Consider the following 19,803-nt stretch of genomic DNA (forward strand, 5'->3'; position numbering starts at 1 on the left):
ATATTTATTTTACCAAAAGTAGGCACATCTTCTACATTCTTCTTTTGGGAATAAACCGTTAGTAGATGATATTCCGGGAACAATCGCTATTTCTAAATCCAATTTTTCATCATATTCAATTTCTTCGCTTACTCTTCCAAAACAGATGGATCGCCGCCTTTTAATCAGACGACATGACCAAAACGCTAACACACAAAAATGATTTCTGCCTGCATAGCATACTGTAACAATTCCTCATCTAAAAGGATATCGTATCGAACAAAATTGCTATCGTTCAATTGAAATTACGAATTAAAGTTTGTGATTTTTGTTTCGTTTTATTGTGTTCCCATTTGTTCCGTTTTTCATACCTCAACATCTGAAACGGGAATAAACTACTAAAAAAACTATTCAAAATACTGATAGCCAATATTTTATATTATTTAAAATATAAAAGCGTAATTTTGACTAAATTAGCAATAATTAATAACTAAATATTTAGTCCCATGAAAATCTCTCTTCTTTTATGTATACTGTGTGCCAGTATAGGATTCCAAAGCTGTAAAAAAAATGAAAACGAAAAAGTCGTTAATTCTAAAAAAATCGCCGTTGAAAAACCTGTAAGTGTCCAGTGCTATAAAGCTATGTATGAAAAAGATACCATAGATTTAAAAATGAATACTTTAAAAAACGGAAAAATAACCGGCGAGATGGTGATGAAATTTTTTAACACCCCAAAAAAGATTGGAAAAATTGCTGGAGAATTCAGTGGAGACACGCTATTTGCAAGCTACACCTTTATTCAGGGCAATGATAAAAAAATAACATTTAAAAACCCAATGGCATTTTTAAAACGAGGAGAACAACTTATTTTAGGAAATGGAAAAATGCTAAACACTATGGGAGCCACGTATTTTGATAAAAGCTCACCTATAGACTTTGAAAGTGTGAAGTTTAAGTTTTCAGCGGTTGAGTGTGTAGCTGAATAAGGAACGATTCGAGTCTAGTTATACTCCCTTTGATGATAACCAAAAAGAGTAAACAATAAAAGTTTTTTTGGAAAATAGCAGCCTTAAATGCATTTCAATTTATTTGCCTTTTAAAAGAATATCAATTAATTGAAATATAGTATCAAAATTCTTGATTTACATATTAAGTATGCTGTCCGGGCAGGCTATTCACTACAAGTCCGCAGGGATAAGTCCATAAAATAAAACTTCAAACGAGCTTCCTTCGGTCGCTGTTTTCATGTTTATTTTATAAAAGGACTTTTTCCTTTGCGGGCTTTTTGTTGCTATCCTTGACAGGAAATCGATATTCCTTAACTGCCAAATCACTATTCTAAACCAATAAAAAATAGTATCTTTAAAATATGAAAAAACATCACACTATTATTATTGCAGGAGCCGGCGGAATTGCCGAAGCTGTTGGTTTGATATTAATGGAATGGAGCACCGTAGCGCCAACAATTTTCATTGGTGACAGAACCCATTCAAAAGCACAAAAAGTAGCTCAATGGATTCAAGAAGGAACAACAAAAAATGGATTAATCCAAGATTTTCATCTTGCAGAAAATGGTTTAAACGAGGAAATGAAAGCAATCTTAAGTCAAGGAGACATTATTCTTGACTGCTTACCGGGCAGCCAAGCGCCAAGAATAGCGCAATTTGCAAAAGATTATAACCTTCATTACGCCAACCTAACAGAATATGTTGCTGAAACCGAACAAATAATAGCCTTAGCAAAAGATGCCAAAACTGGTTTTGTACTTCAAACCGGCTTAGCTCCAGGATATATCGATTTACTCGCTAATGGGCTATTCCAACAATTTTGCAAGGATTTTGAAGTAGATGCTGTAGATAAGCTGGAATTTAAAGTTGGAGCGCTAACCAATCATGCCGTTGCTCCACATTATTATGGTTTTACGTGGAGTCCCGTGGGTGTGGCTACTGAATATATAAAGGACACTATCGTACTTCGGGATTTCAAAAAAACAAATCGGCCATCATTATCTGAAAGAGCCACAATCATTATTGACGGAATCACCTACGAGGAAGATCTCACTTCCGGTGGCGCTGCAGATTTGCCAGATGCTTTGTCCGGAAAAGTAGGTTCACTCGATTACAAAACATTACGTCATCCAGGACATTATGCGTGGATACAAGCGCAACTAAATGATTTAGATAACACAGCAGATACCATTAAAAGCCTACAAGAAAAAATGGAAGCCATAATTCCACATATTGAGGATGACCAAATTATTTTGTATGCTGCCGTACAAGGGAAAGATGCATTAGGAATTTTACGAAGACGAGAAATTGCCAAGCGGATTCTTCCGCAAATTGTTGGGAAACATCAATTACGGGCAATACAAACCACAACTGCAGCGCCATTAGCACAAGTAGCACAACTTTTGCTTGAATCGTCTCTCAGCGGAGTGATTCTCCAAAGCAAAATTAATCCGATAGCCTTTTTGAATGGTAATTATATTGTACCCGTTTATGGTAAAGTATTAACTAAATAAAACATTAAGACATCGTAACGTAGTTTGAAATCTTAATTAAATTCATCGACTTTTCAGCAGATTTCCTTTTTGCATCATCTTATATTTTTTCAAAATGGAAACAAAATATTCAATAGCCTTCTATACTTCGGAAACCATAATAGTATTAGTAAAAGCTATGAAGGAAAAATTATTTGAGAAAGTAAGATGGTTTAACAGTAAAAATTCGATCGCTCATATTACGATTTGTGAATTCATAGCTACCGACGCTGCAATTGAAATTATCAAAAATAAACTAAACCTGTTATGTGATACTTTTGAACCTTTTGAAGTTTATCTGAATGGTTTTGATTCGTATTCCAATGGCGCTTTTGTTATTACTCCCAATGAAGATTCCAAAATCAAGCTAAAAGTGATAATGAAAAAAGTTACTAAATCGCTTCGTTCCATAAAAACAAAAAAAAGTAGTGCTCCTCATATATCTATTGCCCGTAAACTTAAACCTGATAATCTTGAAATTGCAAAACACTTATTTACAACAGTAAATACTTCATTTTTATGCGATACTATTGTTCTTCGCGAGTATAATCCTATTATAAAACAGTTTTTCATAACGAATACCTTTACATTCAATAATAATCCGCAACCTGAATTTATACAAGGGAAGCTTTTTTAACTGAAATTTTTTAGCTCATATGATTTACTTTATTTTAAACAGTCTGCGAGACTACGATTAAAACAATCGCAATCAAAGCTAAAAAGAGACCTGCATAATTCATTTTTGTTAGTTTTTCCTTAAAAACAAAAATTCCAACAAGGCTTCCAATCACTATTACTCCCATATTCATACCGGCAAAAACCGTTGAAGGATTTTCAGCGAAAGCTTTATGCGCTTTTAGATAGAAAAGTATGTTTCCAAAATTGAAAATCCCCACCAAACCTCCAAAAAAAATATTTTTGAAGTTTAATGGAATTCTAGTTCTTATCAAGTCATAAATAACGGCGCCAATCATAATGAATAAAGCGATTCCAAAAACTACAAATAATGACGTAGTATATGGTAAAGTAGTGTGAAGTGCAATTTGCTTGAAAAGAATATCGATAATTCCAAAGCCCAGTAAAACAACCGTTGGATAAATCCATTTATTTTCTGTTTTTTCGGAAGGTTTGGCTAGAATAAGCAGTAACGCAGGAAAACCTATCAAAAGGGCTGTGATTTTTAGGTTATTGAATTCTTCTTTGAATAACAACCATGCAGCCAAAATGGGTATAAAAAGCGAAAGCCTTTGAGCTGCATCAGTTTTTACAATTCCTACCCGTTTGATTGAAGCCGCCAAAAAAAGAAAGATAGCTGGCAACAAAATCCCAAGAGGAATATAAATTCCCCAAGGTGCCAAGGTTACTAAGTTTGTTACATCAGGACTGAAGAAAAAATAACAAAGAATAAGCGCAAATACATAATTCCAAGCAACAATTTGAACAGGACTGACTTCATATCTGCGAGCCACTTTAAACAACACTCCAACAGTAACACTGCAAATAATACTTAAAATAAGAAATAACATAGCAAATTTTTAGAGTGCAAAATTACCATATATTGTCCTTTCAAATACTGCTTTTATAAAATTTTAATATGAACTTCCGTTCTTCATCCAAATTATGGCTTGCACTAAACGGTTCAGTGAATAACAAACATTTAGATTCGTGTCATAAAGATATTCCATGATTTCCACTACTTTTGCATTATGGATTCTTTTACTCAAATCGCTTTAGGAATTGCCATAGCCGAAGTTTGCGCTGGCAAAAAACTTAAAAACAAAACGGTTTTATACGGTTCAATTCTGGGGACAATTCCAGATTTAGATATTGTTGTGGGATTATTTTTAAATCCAGTAGATGCAGTCTTGATTCACCGAGGTATTAGTCACTCCCTTTTTCTTTTTCTGTTTTTATCGCCTTTATTGGGTTGGATTATTTCAAAAATAGAAAGAGCCAAAATCAACTTCATGCAAGCAACAGCAATGGCATTTTGGTGTTTATTTACCCATGTTTTATTGGATATGTTTACGTCTTGGGGTACACAAATTTTATGGCCTTTAGATTATCGGTTTGCATTTAAAACCATTTTTGTAATTGATCCGCTGTACACCATTCCACTAGTAATTTCATTGATTATGGTCTGGAAAACAAAAGACACCATACTTCGTAAAAAATACATCTTCAGAGGATTATTCATCAGTAGTTCCTATTTGCTTTTGTCCTGTTTTATAAAAATATACGCCTTGAAACAATTTGAAAAAGCGTTATTAAAACAAGGAATAGAATATTCCGAAATTATCGTTAAACCCACCGCTTTCAATCTCATTTTATGGAATGCTAATGTTGCAACTCAGGAAAATTACTTATTGGGAGACTATTCTCTTTTTGACACACAACCCATTTCGTTCACTGCTTACAGCAAAAATAAAATTTTAGAATCGCAATTAAATGGTAATTCGGATTTTGAGAAACTCCAAAATGCCAGTGAAGGCTGGTATATCATTTCTCAAAAAAATCAATCTTTATACTTCAATGATTTGCGCTTTGGATTGTTAAATGACAACCCAAAAAACCCGCAATTTGCATTCAGTTATCAATTTATTAGAAACAACGATAAATTAAAAGCAGTAGAAGTCCCTAAAAACAAAAGAGACGGAAAGCGACTTCTTCAAAAAATAGTGATTCGATTGAAAGGAAACTAGAAGTTTTTTAAAATATCAATCACTCTTCAACCATCCTGTGATACTCATTCTAGTATTTTGGGTAACCAAAACTTCATGAACTAATTCGTCACTCTTAAAGAAAACAGTTTTACCCTGAGTAGGCGATATTTTTTGATTGTTATCCAATTGATGAATGAGTAATTCACCACCGTCACTTTCTTGCCAATTGCTATTCAAATAGCTAATCATTGAATATTTTCGGCTGGGATTATTCTTGAATTGATCCAAATGTTTTAAATAAAAATCACCCGATTCGTACAACGAATAATGAAATTCGTACCCCGTTATTCCGGCATAACAACTTTGATTCAAATAAATAATAAAGGCTTCTATTTGGGCAAAGAATTCATTTTCGAATGCATTGTTGTGTTTTTTATCCAACCAATAAATGGAATCGCTTCGTATCGCACCATCATAAGAAACTTTCTCTGAGTTGCCAATTCCAGCTTCCATCAAGAGACTTTTTTGGTTCAAAACAATTAAATTTTGTTTTAGATTATTGGCCAAATCGGTACTCAAAAAATGTTCAGATATCCCCACTTTATTTTCAATATAAGAGGCAATTAAATCCTCAAAGCTATTTTCCATGACATTTGCATTGACTGAAAATACCGCCAACGGGACAAGGTAGACTAATAAAAATCGTTAAAGCTTGATTCTGAAATAAATAAAAATTAAAGTGTAAACTTCTTTCGTAACCAAGAAGAAAAGTAAAAACAAAATATCAATTTTAAGCAGAAAAGTCATTTAAGAAACCACAAAATATTGATTTCTTAAATGACTTATATGGTAAAAAACAGTACGTTCTTTATAGTTTACTGATAAAGCTACCGTAAATATCCTTGAACTGATAGCCTTCAGAAAAACGGTCTTTGCTTAGTTTCTTGTATTCAACCAATCCCCAAAGAATAAATTCCTTCATGAAAAATTTATCTTCTTTTTCCAGTTGCGGTTGGTATTTTTTGATTAAAATTTCAAGCGGAACGATACTTCCCAAAATTCTTTCATATTCTTCATCAGAACAATCATCTAATAATTCAAAACCACTTTCGGCAAAAAACCATTCAATAATATCCGTATAAACATTTTTTACCCCTTCTTTCTCTAATTTTTCAATCTTTGGAAAATAAGCCGGAAAAAAAGTATGAATCGCATCGCCCAATAAATGTTGCGCTACAGCGGCAGCTCCCTCCTGCTCTCCTTCATAAACCAATTCTACTTTTCCGGTTATGGCAGGAATAATTCCCATAAAATCGGATAAACGTAGAGTTGTTTTGTCGGCTCCGGACTTCAAAGCCCTTCTTTCTGCAGTACTTAATAAATTCTCAAAAGCAGTAATGCTCAATCGCGCACTTACTCCGCTTTTGTTATCAATATATTCGCTTTCTCTAGCTTCAAAACTGATTTGTTCCAATAAATCCCTTGCCAATGAAGGCACGTAAACCATATCATTTTGCGTTGCATCCAGTTTTGCTTCTTGTTCCGTAATGGTTCGGGCAATTTTAATGGTTTCCGGATAATGAGTTAATATTTGAGAACCTATTCTATCTTTTAATGGTGTTACAATACTACCACGATTCGTATAATCCTCTGGATTTGCCGTGAAAACAAATTGCATATCGAGTGGCATTCGCAACTTAAAACCTCGAATTTGGATATCGCCTTCCTGCAAAATATTAAACAATGCTACCTGGATTCTCGCTTGTAAATCCGGTAATTCATTGATTACAAAAATACAACGATTCGCTCTTGGAATCATCCCAAAATGTATCACACGATCATCCGCATAAGACAATTTTAAATTGGCTGCTTTTATTGGATCCACATCACCTATCAAATCCGCAACAGTAACATCTGGCGTAGCTAATTTTTCGAAAAAACGGTCGCTTCTGTGCAACCAAGAAATTGGAGTTTCATCGCCTTTGGTTTCAATGATGTCTTTTGCAAAACGGGAAATCGGTTGCAACGGATCATCATTAATTTCGGAACCCGTCACAAATGGAATGTACTCGTCTAACAATTCAATCATTTTACGTGCCAATCTGGTTTTGGCTTGACCACGAAGACCTAACAAATTGATGTTGTGACGTGATAAAATAGCTCGCTCTAATTCAGGAATTACGGTGTTTTCAAAACCATGAACGCCATCAAATGTTGGTTTTCCAGATTTTATTTTTTCTCTAAGATTAGAACGCAATTCATCTTTAATGCCTTTCCTTTCGTAACCTGATTTTTTTAATTCTCCGAGTGTTTTTATATTTTCTATTTTCATTTTTTTACTTTATTGTTATTTATTGGATCAACTGAACACTAAAATCTGAATATTGATCACTTATTTAATTCTCTTCTTTCGATTGGTTTCATAATCCTCAAAAATCATTTCGCCCAGTCCTTTTAATCCGGTATAAAATGCTTTACCCTGATTTGATTCCGTGAATTTATTTACGAATTTTTGCAGATACGGATCATTTGCAATCATAAAAGTAGTGATTGGAATGTGCAATTTTCGGGCTTGTTGCGCCTGATTGTAGCATTTATCAACGATATATTCGTCGAGCCCGTTACTGTTCATGTAATAGGAACCGTCTTTTTCGCGAACACAGCTCGGTTTCCCATCGGTAATCATGAAAATTTGCTTGTTGGTATTTCGTTTACGACGCAAAATATCCATGGCTAGTTGTAAACCTGCAACCGTATTCGTGTGATAAGGACCCACTTTTAAATACGGTAAATCCCGAATTGCAATCGTCCAGGCATCATTCCCAAAAACCAAAATATCTAACGTGTCTTTTGGATAACGTGTCGTAATCAATTCAGCAAGAGCCATTGCCACCTTTTTAGCAGGAGTAATTCTATCTTCGCCATACAAAATCATACTGTGACTGATGTCAATCATCAAAACGGTACTCATCTGAGATTTATACTGTGTTTCTTCGACAACCAAATCATTTTCAGTTAACATAAAATCCGCTACTCCATTATTGATTTGGGCGTTGCGTAAACTTTCGGTCAATGAAATTCGTTCGAGTCCGTCACCAAAATGAAACTCCCGAAATTCGCCGGTATGTTCGTCACCGTTTCCGGAATGTTTAGTTTTGTGATTCCCGCTTCCAGAACGTTTTAGATTACCAAAAATGTTATCTAAAGCTTGCTGTCGAATGGCGCGTTCGGTCTTGGCAGTTATTCCAATTCCCGAAGTTCCATCCTCTTTGAGCTCGTCGCGGATGTAGCCTTTTTTCTTTAAATCTTCGATAAAATCATCGATTGTGTAGTGTTCATCGGTCAGTTTATATTCTTTATCTAATTCCCGCAACCAATCGATTGCTTCATCAAAATCTCCAGAAGTATGCGTAATTAACTCTTTGAAAATACCAAAGAGTTTATCAAACGGAGATTGAAATGGTGCTTCGTATTGCTTGAAATAAAATCCTTTTTTATTATCATTTTTCATAGACAATAAAATTACATCAATAAAAATGTACTGAATACAAACGTTTATTAATTTTTAGTTAAAACAATACTGTGAAAAGGATATAATGAAACTAATTAAAAAATTGTCCATCTACATAGAACCACCTTCCATTTTCGAGTTTGAAAGTCGAAAGTTCATGATGAATTTGTTTTTGAAGTTTGCTGTCCAAAAAATAAGCTTTGAATTCAACCGTATTTTCTGTAGCACTTATAATCTCTAATTGAAGCCATTGATTTGAAGTTGCCCAATTTAGAATGTCGGATTTCGAATAGTATTTCCGTTCCGAAATATGTGTGGTTTCCAACAAATAATCGGCTTGATGAGTTGCATAAGCCGAATATCGGGAACGCATTAAGGATTCAGCTGTCGGCGCTTTTTGAATACCTTTTATAATTGGTTCACAACAATCCTGAAAAATTTTATGGGAACCGCAATAACACTTATTTCTCATTATTTTTTGATAATAATCGTTTAAAGAGATTCTGTTGCCTGACCATTAAGTCCTACTATTCGTTGATGCAGCTGATTCAATAATACTTGATAACGGCTTATTTCCATTAGATCTTCATCTTCCTCAGCAAAATCTAGAAGTTCGTCTAACTCCTCGCTAACTTCTACTAATTTATTGTTGGCTTCTTTTGCATTTTTTTCGGCAATAAAATCAATTATCTGCTGAACTCCATTTTTCACTTCGTTAAATTTATTTTTTTCCATAATATGAGTTTATATTTTATTCTTCTGAAGCCTTATCTTCATTGAATTTTTTAGTGATTTGTTTTAGTTTTTCCTTGCGCAACAGCACGGCTTGTTTGGCTTTATCTTGTGCTTTGTGCAACTTATCGTTATGCTTTTTGATATTTCTTTCGTTATTTCTGCTCATGTGTTTCCTTTTTAATAATCAAATCTGTTCCTTGATCTAAAACTACTGCAAAGTTCGGTTTTATTATTAAACTAAAATTATATTTAATTTGATTCTTTCTTCTTGTTAGAAAATTGCAATCACAATTTGGAATTTATACCAATGAATGAAAAACCAATTTATTTATATTCAAATAGCTAATACTACAATTGTCACGCTATAACCATTTATCATGTCCAGTGATTCATAAAAAAGTTTTTTATGATCAGAAAACTATTAAAAATAATAATCCATTAGGCGTAATTATTTAGAGTAAACAACAGCATAAAATCACACAATATAATGAAATTCATAATTTTGAATTACTAAATAACTTAACAAAACATTGAGTAACATTTATAAAATTTTACCATCATGCTGTACCTCAAATTATGTTATATTTTATTGTAACAAACCTATTCCGTTTAACTTGAAATAGAGATAGAAAAAAACAAAAAAAATCGGAATAGGCGAACCTATTCCGATTTTAACTATTCTGAAATTATAAATTTCTAAACTACATTACCGTAATAATATTTCTTTATTCTAAAATAAAACTCACAGTTACATTTGCTGTAATATTGATTTCTCCTACTGCAAGCGTTTCTCTAGGTGCATCAGCATCACTTCTTTCCATTGTTTTCATTGCTGAATACATCGGTTGCGGATAAAACGTTTGTGAATTATCAGATATAGTCATTGCACGACCTACTTTTTGTCCTAAAACAGACACATAATCTTCCGCTTTTAATTTTGCCTCTTTCATTGCTAATTTTCTAGCTTCCGATTGATATTGCGCTAGTTTTGAAGATTGAAAAGTAACATTATCAATTCTATTAATTCCTTGGTCTACCAATCCTTCCATCAATTCATCATATTTTGACAAATCTCTCAAAAGAATTTCAATAGTTTGAGTTGCGTTGTAGCTGTGTTTCTTTTTTTCGTAATCGTATTGTGGATTCAATGCAACACGTTGTGTTTTATAATCAGCCGGTGCCAAATTCATTTTTTTGATAAATTTTATAACAGCCTCTATCTTTTCATCATTTTGTTTTTTTACATCTTTGGCATTATTTCCTTTAGTTTCAACAGTTACCGCAATAGTAGCTTGATCTGGAACAACCTTTACTTTCCCTTCTCCATTAACATTAACTTGAGGAACTTGCTTCACTTCTTGTCCATAAGACATAGAAATAAATAGAATGGACAGAATAAATAGTGCTTTTTTCATTTTTTTATTATTTAATTGTTTGTACTAATTGCTTTTCAAAAGTTGTGCCATTATAGTTTCCCCATCTTTTCCATCACAAAAAGAATGATAATTGGAATTGCCAATAATACCACCATCAAAGTGTGGTCTACTAACAAAGTTGGTTCTTTTACTAAAGTGATTAAATAACCTCCCACCGCACCACCAAAATGTGCCGTATGACCAATATTATCATTTTTAGCTTTCATTCCGTAAATAGAATACAGCAAATAAAGGATTCCAAAAATGTAAGCAGGCATTGGAATAATAAAAAAGATGCCCAACATCATATCAGGCTGCAGCAATATTGCCGAATATAAAACTCCTGTTACAGCTCCAGATGCTCCTACAGCCCTATAACCATAATCATTTTTGTGAAAAACCATTGTTAATAAACTTCCAAAAATCAAACTTCCAAAATAGACCAGCAAAAACGAAAAATCACCTAAATAACTAATAACGACAGGAGCAAAAAACCAAAGTGTCAACATATTAAAAATCAAATGCGTCATGTCAGCATGCAGAAAACCAGACGTTAACATTCTGATTTGTTCACCGGAACGAATACTTCCAACATGAAATTCGTATTTTCTAAAAAAAGAAAGATCATTAAATCCTTTATAACTAATTAAAACATTTACTACAATTATTACTATTAAAACGGTATTCATAAAGTATATTTATTGTGAATTGTAAAGATAGTCATTCTAAAATACGGATATAGTAAGCTGTCAAATTTTATCTCAACAATCATTTTTACATTATATTTGCATAAAAAATTCTGCATGCAATTCCTTATTTTTATTATTGCTTACCCCTTTCTTTGGATCGTTTCTATACTGCCATTTCGTATTTTTTATGGTTTATCTGATGTAGTTTACTTTTTAGTATACCACGTGATAGGATACCGTAGAAAAGTTGTTCGTACAAACCTAGTCTTGGCTTTGCCGCATCTTAATGAAGAAGAACGTCTTATTATCGAAAAAAAATCATATCATCATTTATGCGATATGTTTATGGAAATGATAAAAACCATGACAATTTCATCGGAAGAAATGAACAAAAGATTTACAATCACAAATCTGGAGGTCATGAAGGATTACGAAGAAAAAGGCAAAAGTATCATGCTTATCGCTTCGCATTATGCAAGTTGGGAGTGGCTGATTACATTGAATCAAAAAATATCTTTTCGAGGAGTAGCCGTTTATAAAAAATTAGCAAATAAATATTTTGATAAACTCGTAAGAGATATTCGCTCTAAATACAACACGGAATTAGTTCCTACTAGCAAGACAATTCCATTGATTGCTTTTAACAAAAAAAACAATATTAACTGCGTGTATGGACTAGCGAGTGACCAATCTCCAAAAGCAGACAGAATATTTCACTGGAAAAGTTTTATGGGTGTAGAAGTTCCAGTACACACAGGACCTGAAATGCTGGCCAAAAAATATGGCATGACCGTTGTTTTTGCAAAAGTCAAAAAGGTAAAAAGAGGATATTATGAACTTACAATTATCCCAATTAGTGATAATCCTAATTCAGTCCCTAATTTTGGAATTACTGATGCGTACATTAATGAAGTAGAAAAACAAATTCTGGAAGCTCCTGAATATTATTTCTGGACACATAAAAGATGGAAACACAGGCGATAGTATTAAGTCGCTGTTTTCAGTTAAAAAAAAATCACTAATTCAAAAACATACGCTTTTGAATTAGTGATTTTTTTTATTTTTAAAAGTTCAATTCTGTTATAATGAAAACCAGTTTTTTACCAATTCATCCTCTAAAGGTTTCGCGTTCTTATTGACAAACTCATTTGTAGAAGGATTATATGCGTAATCTAAAGCCCATGTTTTATGATTTTCGGCCAATGCTTTTATTCCGTTACAAACAAATTCAATTTCAGCATTTGTAGTTGTAGGATGAATAGACATTCTAATCCAACCCGGTTTTCTAATTAAATCTCCAAGAGTAATTTCGTCAATTAATTTGTGGGAAGTTTCTTGGTCAACATGCAATAAAAAGTGTCCGTAGGTTCCCGCGCAACTGCAACCGCCACGAGTTTGAATTCCGAATTTATCATTCAATAATTTAACGCCCAAGTTAAAATGTAAATCTTCCACAAAGAAAGAAATCACTCCTAGCCTATCATGATGCTGTCCTGCAAGAATTTTAATATTGGAAACATTCCCTAATTCCGAGAAAATATAATCTACGATTTCGTGCTCTCTTTTTAAGATATTTTCAATTCCCATTTGCTCTTTCAACTGAACAGCTAATGCAGTTTTTATGACCTGAAGAAAACCCGGAGTACCACCATCTTCTCTATCTTCAATATTATCAATGTATTTGTGTTCTCCCCAAGGATTCGTCCAACTTACCGTTCCGCCACCTGGATTATCAGGAACTAAATTTTGGTATAATTTTTTATTAAAGACCAAAACTCCGCAAGTTCCAGGTCCTCCAAGGAATTTATGTGGTGAAAAGAAAATGGCATCTAAATAACTTTCAACATCTTCAGGATGCATGTCGATTTTCACGTAAGGCCCTGAACAAGCAAAATCCACAAAACAAAGTCCATTGTTTTTGTGCATGATTTTTGCCACTTTATGATATGGAGTTCTGATTCCCGTAACATTCGAACATGAGGTAATAGAAGCTATTTTAAAAGGTCGTTCTTTATATTTTTCTAATAAAAGTTCCAGATTTTCTATGCTGAACAATCCATCTTCCGAAGAAGGAATAACCTCAACATCGGCAATTGTTTCCAACCAAGATGTTTGATTGGAATGATGTTCCATGTGCGAAATAAAAACAATTGGTTTCTTTTCAGCTGGAATAGTGATAAAATTTTTTAAATTTTCTGGTACTTTTAAACCTAAAATACGTTGAAATTTATTGACTACGCCCGTCATTCCAGTTCCATCGGTAATTAAAACATCATCAGCACTTGCATTCACATGATGTTTGATAATGTGACGCGCTTGATGATACGCTTTAGTCATGGCAGTTCCTGAAACCGTGGTTTCAGTATGCGTATTGGCCACAAAAGGACCAAATTGATTCATTAATTTTTCTTCAATAGGACGATACAAACGACCACTCGCCGTCCAATCCGTATAAATAATTTGTTTATGTCCGTAAGGAGATTCAAACTCTTGATCTATTCCGATTATGTTATCGCGGAACTGTTGAAAGTATTGCTCTAATTGTGTTGGCGCTTCTTTGGTAATCATTGTATCTCTAATTTGAGTTCAAAGATATAGGTTTTCTTGGTATTTCTGAAATTAGAAACTTATTTGAGGATCAGTTATGAAATTCGGTAATGCTATTTTTTAATACTTCCAAAAAAAGAATCATTTTTCCAAATTTAGCCCCGGTTGCAGTGAAAATCCTTTTCCTTTTTTCTTTAAAAAGGAAAAGATTGCAACGGAAAACGGGAACGATATTTCTGAAAAGCACCAATAACTCGCTCCATGACAGGAAACAAATTTGGCTTAAAAAAATCTAGAACTATAAATCAAATCCTAAAGAAAATTGCAGCACTCTATTTTGAGCTTTGCCTTCATCATATAAATCTCCTAAACCTAAATGATAACGCACTCCTAAACTAATACCGGAATCCGTTTTAAATCCTCCTCCAAAGTTCATTCCCCAATCAAAATTATTAGGATCATATTCTTGTGAACTACTAAAAAGTCCATCGTATTCTTCTTTGTGCGAAACTGCTAATCCAATTTGTGTACCCACTTCCAAAAAGAAATTTTTAGAAGGATAGGCTTTAAGCATTAATGGTAAGTTTATGTAATCTAATTTTTGGGTAAAAGTCCCACTGCTATTTGTTATTTCATATCCTTGTTGAGAATACATTAATTCAGGTTGAATAGAAAAGCTTTCGCTAATAAATGACTCGCCATAAACTCCTATATGAAAACCGTGTCGTTGCTCCGTTTCTCCATCTCCGTCAAAACTTACGGCTGCTAAATTATAACCTCCTTTTATCCCTCCATTCGATTTAGGAATCGTATTGTCCTGCGCATTCATTGATGTTATTACACAAAAGAATAAAGGTATTGTTATCTGTTTTATTTTCATCTTTTTTGTTTTTGATTATTCAAATTCTACTTTTATTTCCCTCCATTGGCACGAAGATCAGTAATACATTGCGCATCTAATTGTGGAGCTGCACCGCCTGAAACCATGTTAGAAATACCGCCTCCTGTTTCTGAAGACCAATACATCAAACACGTTTTTTCTATACAATGTTTTGGATGTTCTGCATCTTCGTGATTGCTTTGCAAAGGTGTCCCAAGGTTTGTCAATCCTAGTATGTGACCGAACTCATGAGTGATTACTGTTGTTTCTAACAAACTTCTGTTGGGTTCAAATGGACTGTCACTCAAACTTCGAATAGTTTGTTCGTAAATAACAAAAGAAGTATTTCTATAAGCCGTTCCAAGAATAACTGATGTATCTGTATCCTTCGAAGATTTTCCATCTGCAAAAAATGCCCAAACTGCAATTTCATCAGCATTGTTGTATTTTGTTCTGTTCACATCTTCAATACTTACAATTTCTTCATTTGTGTAAGGCGAATTTCCAGGCGAAGGTATAGAACGTTTGACAACACGAATACCGTTTGGGTTGTATGTTCTTGCTGTAAGAAAATTTATAAAATTATTAATTGAGGTACTGCTTGGTTCAAAACCAGCTACATATACCACTTCAATAACCATACTCTTAAATTTTTTATCAGATAATAAATCGTTGGCAGAACTTCCTGTTGGCTGTTTATTAGTTACTGGATTTATTGCAACTGGATTATCTAAGGGATCATCTTCATTTGAACAGGAGGTTACTGATAGAAACAAACCTAGCGCGAGTAATGTAAATATTTTTTTCAAAGTTTTTCTAAATTAGTAGTTTTGATAGTATCTTAATCGAACACGGATTTATGCTCTCAGTCATTTACGAAAACTAACGTCTTTTGGATTAAAAATATTGTCTTCAATAATTTAAACAAAAATTCATACCATCATATTTCAAACGAAAAAACCCTTTCAAATGTTATTTTGAAAGGGTTCGTTTTATATATGAATACGAAATTATATTCCGGCAATTGCTTTTATTTCATCAATGATTCGTAATGCCAAAGCATCTGCTTTTTCTTGAGATGCCGCTTCAGTATAAATACGAATGATTGGCTCCGTATTTGATTTTCTAAGATGAACCCAATTTTCAGCAAAGTCAATTTTCACACCGTCAATGGTTGTGATATCTTCGTTTTTATATTTCTCCGTCATCGCAACAAGAATCGCATCTACGTCAATTTGTGGGGTCAATTCGATTTTGTTTTTACTCATATAATATTCAGGATACGAAGCACGCAAAGCAGAAACCGTCATTTTTTTGTTTGCCAAATGCGTTAAAAACAGCGCCACTCCTACTAAACTATCACGTCCGTAATGCAATTCAGGATAAATGATTCCACCGTTTCCTTCACCACCAATTACGGCATTATTCTTTTTCATTAATTCTACCACATTCACCTCACCCACGGCACTGGCTTCATAGCTTCCGTTGTGCAAATTAGTCACGTCACGCAACGCACGAGAGGAAGACATATTCGAAACGGTATTTCCTGGTGTTTTGCTTAAAACATAATCGGCGCAAGCCACCAAAGTATATTCTTCACCAAACATTTCACCGTCTTCGCAAATGAAAGCCAAACGATCCACATCAGGATCAACAACAATCCCTAAATCAGCTTTTTCTTTTACTACCAATTCTGAAATATCAGTCAAATGTTCTTTTAACGGTTCCGGATTATGAGGAAAATGTCCGTTTGGTTCACAGTATAATTCTACCACTTCAACGCCCATTAATTCCAATAATCTTGGGATAATAATTCCTCCTGAAGAGTTTACACCATCAACAACCACTTTAAATTTAGCTGCTTTTACGGCATCAACATCTACCAAAGGTAAATTCAAGACTTCATCAATATGAATATCCATATAAGCATCGTTAATCATAATAACTCCTAAATCATCTACATCAGAGAAATCGAAAGCTTCCGCTTCAGCAATTTCAAGGATTTTCAAGCCTTCTTCTCCGTTTAAGAATTCTCCTTTTTCATTTAATAATTTCAAGGCATTCCATTGTTTTGGATTGTGAGAAGCGGTAAGAATAATTCCACCTTCGGCTTTTTCAAGCGTGACAGCTACTTCAACAGTTGGTGTTGTCGAAAGCCCCAAATCAATCACATCAATTCCTAAACCAATTAAAGTATTTACCACCAAATTGTGAATCATTGGTCCCGAAATACGGGCATCACGACCTACAACAACAGTGATTTTTTCTTTTCCAATATATTTTTTCAACCAAGTTCCATACGCCGAAGCAAATTTAACGGCATCAACAGGCGTCAGATTATCACCTACTTTACCTCCTATTGTTCCGCGAATTCCCGATATTGATTTTATTAAAGTCATCTTATTTCTATTTTAAATTTTGAATTATAAATATTAAATTACTCACAAATATAAAAAGTTGTTACTGTTAAAGGCACTTAGACTTCATTTATTTTTTTTACAAAACTAAATTTCTATTGTATGGATTCAACTTTGAAACTTTGTATCTTTGAAACTACAGAACTTTAAACAATGAATTTCTTAGCACATATTTATCTTTCCGGTGATAATGATTTAATCAAAATTGGCAATTTTATGGCTGATGGAATTCGGGGGAAGCATTTTGAAAGTTATCCTTTAGAAATTCAAAAAGGAATCATTTTGCATCGTGCTATTGACACATTCACCGATGCCCATCCCATTTTTAGAAAAAGTACCAAACGCCTTCATGAAAAATACCATCATTACGCAGGTGTAATAGTTGATGTTTTTTACGATCATTTTTTGGCTAAAAACTGGAATAGGTATTCCGATGAAAAATTAGAAGAATTTGTAGAACGCTTTTACCAATCCTTGCACGACAATCACAGTATTCTTTCGGAGAGAACTAAGGGAATGATGCCTTATATGATTGAACACAATTGGCTGGTGAGTTATCAAACGATTGAAGGAATTAATCGGATTTTAACTCAAATGGACCAACGCACCAAAAACGAATCTAAAATGCGTTTTGCCAGTCAGGAACTAACTGAATATTACTCGGAATTCGAAGCTCATTTTAGCGAGTTTTTCGAGGAATTAATCGCACATTCAAATATTAAAATAACCACTTTATGAAAAAAATAATTTTCCTACTCGTCTTAGCTGTTTTAGGTTGTAAATCGAATGAAAAAGCGGTTGAACCAACTGGCTTAGTAACTTCAAAAGCTATGGTAGTTTCTGCTCGTGAAGAAGCTTCGCAAATTGGGGTGGAAATCATGAAAAAAGGCGGAAACGCTTTTGACGCAATGGTTGCCACAGAACTCGCATTGGGAGTTTCTCATCCACAGGCAGGAAATATTGGTGGTGGCGGCTTCATGGTTTTCAGAAAAGCCAATGGCGAAACGGGTGCTATCGATTATAGAGAAAAAGCACCTTTGGCAGCGTCTAAAGATATGTTTCTGGACGAAAAAGGAAATGTAATTGAAGGGAAAAGTATTGCAACGGCTTTAGCATCGGGAATTCCGGGTACGATTGCAGGAATATTTGAAGTCCACAAAAAATATGGTTCTTTACCCATCAATGAAATTCTGGAACCTGTAATTGCCTTAGCAGAAAGAGGAGTTGTTGTCACTAAATTTCAAGCCGAAAGCTTGGCTTATTACAGTGCTTCCTTTATAAAAAGTAATGGTAAGAATAGTTTGTTTTCCAAAGCATACAAAGAAAATGATACCATAAAATATACCGCATTAGCAGCAACATTAAAAAGGATTGCGAAAAACGGGCGGGATGAATTTTACAAAGGAGAAACAGCTCAAAAGTTAGTAGCTTTTCTTGCTAAAAAAGGCGGAAATGCCACATTAGAAGATTTCAACAGTTATAATTCCAAATGGAGAACTCCAATTACTTTTAAGTATAAAAATTTAAAAATTACTTCGATGTCTCCTCCCAGCAGTGGCGGAATTTGTCTGAATCAAATCATGAAAATGATTGAGCCTTTCAACCTATCGCAAATGGGACACAATAGTATAAAAACCGTTCAAGTAATTACAGAAGCCGAACGACGAGCGTATGCCGACAGGAATTACTTTTTAGGTGATCCAGATTTTGTAAAACTTCCAACGAAAGAATTACTAAGTCCATCTTATTTAGAAAAAAGAATGAATGATTTTTCATTCGATCAAGCTTCTAAATCTTCGGATATTGCACATGGAAAAATTAAAGGATACGAAAGCAACCAAACCACGCATTATTCTATTGTGGATTCAAAAGGAAATTCAGTTTCGGCAACGACTACTTTAAATGATAATTATGGTTCCAAAATATATTGCGACGAATTGGGTTTCTTTTTGAATAATCAAATGGACGATTTCAGCGCCAAACCTGGAGTTCCCAACTTATACGGATTGACTGGAAGTGAAGCTAACAGCATTGCGCCGGGAAAAAGAATGTTGAGTTCCATGACGCCAACGATTGTAGAAAAAGACAACAAACTTTTCATGGTTGTAGGAACCCCGGGAGGTTCCACTATTATCACATCGGTGTTGCAAACGATATTGAATGTGTATGAATTTGATATGAGTATGCAAGAAGCGGTAAATGCACCCCGTTTTCACCATCAATGGCTGCCAGACGAAATTACTTTTGAACCCAATTCTTTCGATAAAGAATTATTGAGTGGTTTAAAGAAAAAAGGATATATCATTAATGAAAAAAATAAAGAAATTATTGGTGAAGTAGATGCGATTTTGATGTTGCCAAATGGAAAACTGGAGGGTGGCGCTGACAAAAGAGGCGATAACAAAGCCGTTGGTTTTTAAATTTA

General features: G+C 33.9%; 20 protein-coding genes. 7 read left to right on the forward strand and 13 right to left on the reverse strand.

Features of this window, described 5'->3' with window-relative positions; all coding sequences use genetic code 11:
- Positions 1-485 precede the first annotated feature (485 nt).
- The 3 genes from DR980_RS14365 to DR980_RS14375 all read left to right on the forward strand — a co-directional run bounded on the left by DR980_RS14365 (position 486) and on the right by DR980_RS14375 (position 3,158).
- A complete protein-coding gene (locus DR980_RS14365) occupies positions 486-968 on the forward strand; it encodes a hypothetical protein (RefSeq protein WP_113637399.1) in 483 nt (160 codons plus the stop codon).
- Between the two features lie 383 nt (positions 969-1,351).
- Positions 1,352-2,503: a saccharopine dehydrogenase family protein gene (locus DR980_RS14370; protein ID WP_113637401.1), complete on the forward strand. Its 1,152-nt coding sequence runs from the start codon at positions 1,352-1,354 to the stop codon at positions 2,501-2,503.
- A gap of 94 nt (positions 2,504-2,597) precedes the next feature.
- Complete coding sequence (locus DR980_RS14375) at positions 2,598-3,158, forward strand: 2'-5' RNA ligase family protein (protein ID WP_113637403.1); 561 nt, start codon at positions 2,598-2,600, stop codon at positions 3,156-3,158.
- A gap of 34 nt (positions 3,159-3,192) precedes the next feature.
- Here DR980_RS14375 and DR980_RS14380 read toward each other — a convergent pair whose 3' ends face one another.
- Positions 3,193-4,047, reverse strand: a complete 855-nt coding sequence (locus DR980_RS14380; protein ID WP_113637405.1) for a DMT family transporter — start codon at positions 4,045-4,047, stop codon at positions 3,193-3,195.
- Positions 4,048-4,227: 180 nt separating this feature from the next.
- On the opposite strand from DR980_RS14380, the gene DR980_RS14385 reads away from it, so the two are divergent.
- Positions 4,228-5,223: a metal-dependent hydrolase gene (locus DR980_RS14385; RefSeq protein ID WP_113637407.1), complete on the forward strand. Its 996-nt coding sequence runs from the start codon at positions 4,228-4,230 to the stop codon at positions 5,221-5,223.
- 15 nt (positions 5,224-5,238) lie between these two features.
- Here the strand turns inward: DR980_RS14385 and DR980_RS14390 are convergent, their stop codons facing one another.
- The 8 genes from DR980_RS14390 to DR980_RS14420 form a co-directional block, all read right to left on the reverse strand.
- Entirely contained in the window at positions 5,239-5,832 is a 594-nt protein-coding gene (locus DR980_RS14390) for a 2OG-Fe(II) oxygenase (protein ID WP_113637409.1), read from the reverse strand.
- 220 nt (positions 5,833-6,052) lie between these two features.
- On the reverse strand, positions 6,053-7,516 hold the full coding sequence (locus DR980_RS14395) for an AAA family ATPase (protein WP_113637411.1): 1,464 nt from the start codon (positions 7,514-7,516) through the stop codon (positions 6,053-6,055).
- 60 nt (positions 7,517-7,576) lie between these two features.
- Positions 7,577-8,695 (reverse strand): vWA domain-containing protein, encoded by a 1,119-nt coding sequence (locus DR980_RS14400; protein WP_113637414.1) that lies wholly within the window; start codon positions 8,693-8,695, stop codon positions 7,577-7,579.
- A gap of 91 nt (positions 8,696-8,786) precedes the next feature.
- A complete protein-coding gene (locus DR980_RS14405; RefSeq protein WP_113637416.1) occupies positions 8,787-9,167 on the reverse strand; it encodes a YchJ family protein in 381 nt (126 codons plus the stop codon).
- Positions 9,168-9,187: 20 nt separating this feature from the next.
- Positions 9,188-9,430: a hypothetical protein gene (locus tag DR980_RS14410; RefSeq protein ID WP_113637418.1), complete on the reverse strand. Its 243-nt coding sequence runs from the start codon at positions 9,428-9,430 to the stop codon at positions 9,188-9,190.
- A 16-nt stretch (positions 9,431-9,446) separates the two neighbouring features.
- Positions 9,447-9,596 carry a hypothetical protein gene (locus DR980_RS16385; RefSeq protein WP_165151136.1) on the reverse strand — a complete coding sequence of 50 codons (150 nt, stop codon included), beginning with the start codon at positions 9,594-9,596 and terminating at the stop codon, positions 9,447-9,449.
- Between the two features lie 559 nt (positions 9,597-10,155).
- Entirely contained in the window at positions 10,156-10,845 is a 690-nt protein-coding gene (locus DR980_RS14415; protein ID WP_113637421.1) for an SIMPL domain-containing protein, read from the reverse strand.
- Positions 10,846-10,895: 50 nt separating this feature from the next.
- Positions 10,896-11,534 carry a rhomboid family intramembrane serine protease gene (locus DR980_RS14420; RefSeq protein ID WP_113637423.1) on the reverse strand — a complete coding sequence of 213 codons (639 nt, stop codon included), beginning with the start codon at positions 11,532-11,534 and terminating at the stop codon, positions 10,896-10,898.
- A gap of 114 nt (positions 11,535-11,648) precedes the next feature.
- On the opposite strand from DR980_RS14420, the gene DR980_RS14425 reads away from it, so the two are divergent.
- Positions 11,649-12,518 carry a lysophospholipid acyltransferase family protein gene (locus DR980_RS14425; RefSeq protein ID WP_113637425.1) on the forward strand — a complete coding sequence of 290 codons (870 nt, stop codon included), beginning with the start codon at positions 11,649-11,651 and terminating at the stop codon, positions 12,516-12,518.
- Between the two features lie 96 nt (positions 12,519-12,614).
- On the opposite strand, the gene DR980_RS14430 is transcribed toward DR980_RS14425, so the two are convergent.
- The 4 genes from DR980_RS14430 to glmM all read right to left on the reverse strand — a co-directional run bounded on the left by DR980_RS14430 (position 12,615) and on the right by glmM (position 17,360).
- On the reverse strand, positions 12,615-14,102 hold the full coding sequence (locus DR980_RS14430; RefSeq protein ID WP_113637428.1) for an aminotransferase class V-fold PLP-dependent enzyme: 1,488 nt from the start codon (positions 14,100-14,102) through the stop codon (positions 12,615-12,617).
- 277 nt (positions 14,103-14,379) lie between these two features.
- Positions 14,380-14,961 carry a porin family protein gene (locus tag DR980_RS14440; RefSeq protein ID WP_113637432.1) on the reverse strand — a complete coding sequence of 194 codons (582 nt, stop codon included), beginning with the start codon at positions 14,959-14,961 and terminating at the stop codon, positions 14,380-14,382.
- Between the two features lie 32 nt (positions 14,962-14,993).
- Positions 14,994-15,770 (reverse strand): membrane metalloprotease, encoded by a 777-nt coding sequence (locus tag DR980_RS14445; RefSeq protein ID WP_113637434.1) that lies wholly within the window; start codon positions 15,768-15,770, stop codon positions 14,994-14,996.
- 201 nt (positions 15,771-15,971) lie between these two features.
- Entirely contained in the window at positions 15,972-17,360 is a 1,389-nt protein-coding gene (gene glmM, locus DR980_RS14450) for a phosphoglucosamine mutase (RefSeq protein ID WP_113637436.1), read from the reverse strand.
- 171 nt (positions 17,361-17,531) lie between these two features.
- Between glmM and DR980_RS14455 the strand changes: the two genes are divergently transcribed.
- Together DR980_RS14455 and ggt are read left to right on the forward strand one after the other, a co-directional pair.
- Positions 17,532-18,116 carry an acyl carrier protein phosphodiesterase gene (locus tag DR980_RS14455; RefSeq protein WP_113637438.1) on the forward strand — a complete coding sequence of 195 codons (585 nt, stop codon included), beginning with the start codon at positions 17,532-17,534 and terminating at the stop codon, positions 18,114-18,116.
- Complete coding sequence (gene ggt, locus DR980_RS14460) at positions 18,113-19,798, forward strand: gamma-glutamyltransferase (protein WP_113637439.1); 1,686 nt, start codon at positions 18,113-18,115, stop codon at positions 19,796-19,798. Before DR980_RS14455 ends, ggt begins: the two co-directional genes overlap by 4 nt.
- The last annotated feature ends 5 nt before the right edge of the window (positions 19,799-19,803 follow it).

It is taken from the genome of Flavobacterium psychrolimnae, assembly GCF_003312425.1.
GTDB lineage: Bacteria > Bacteroidota > Bacteroidia > Flavobacteriales > Flavobacteriaceae > Flavobacterium > Flavobacterium psychrolimnae.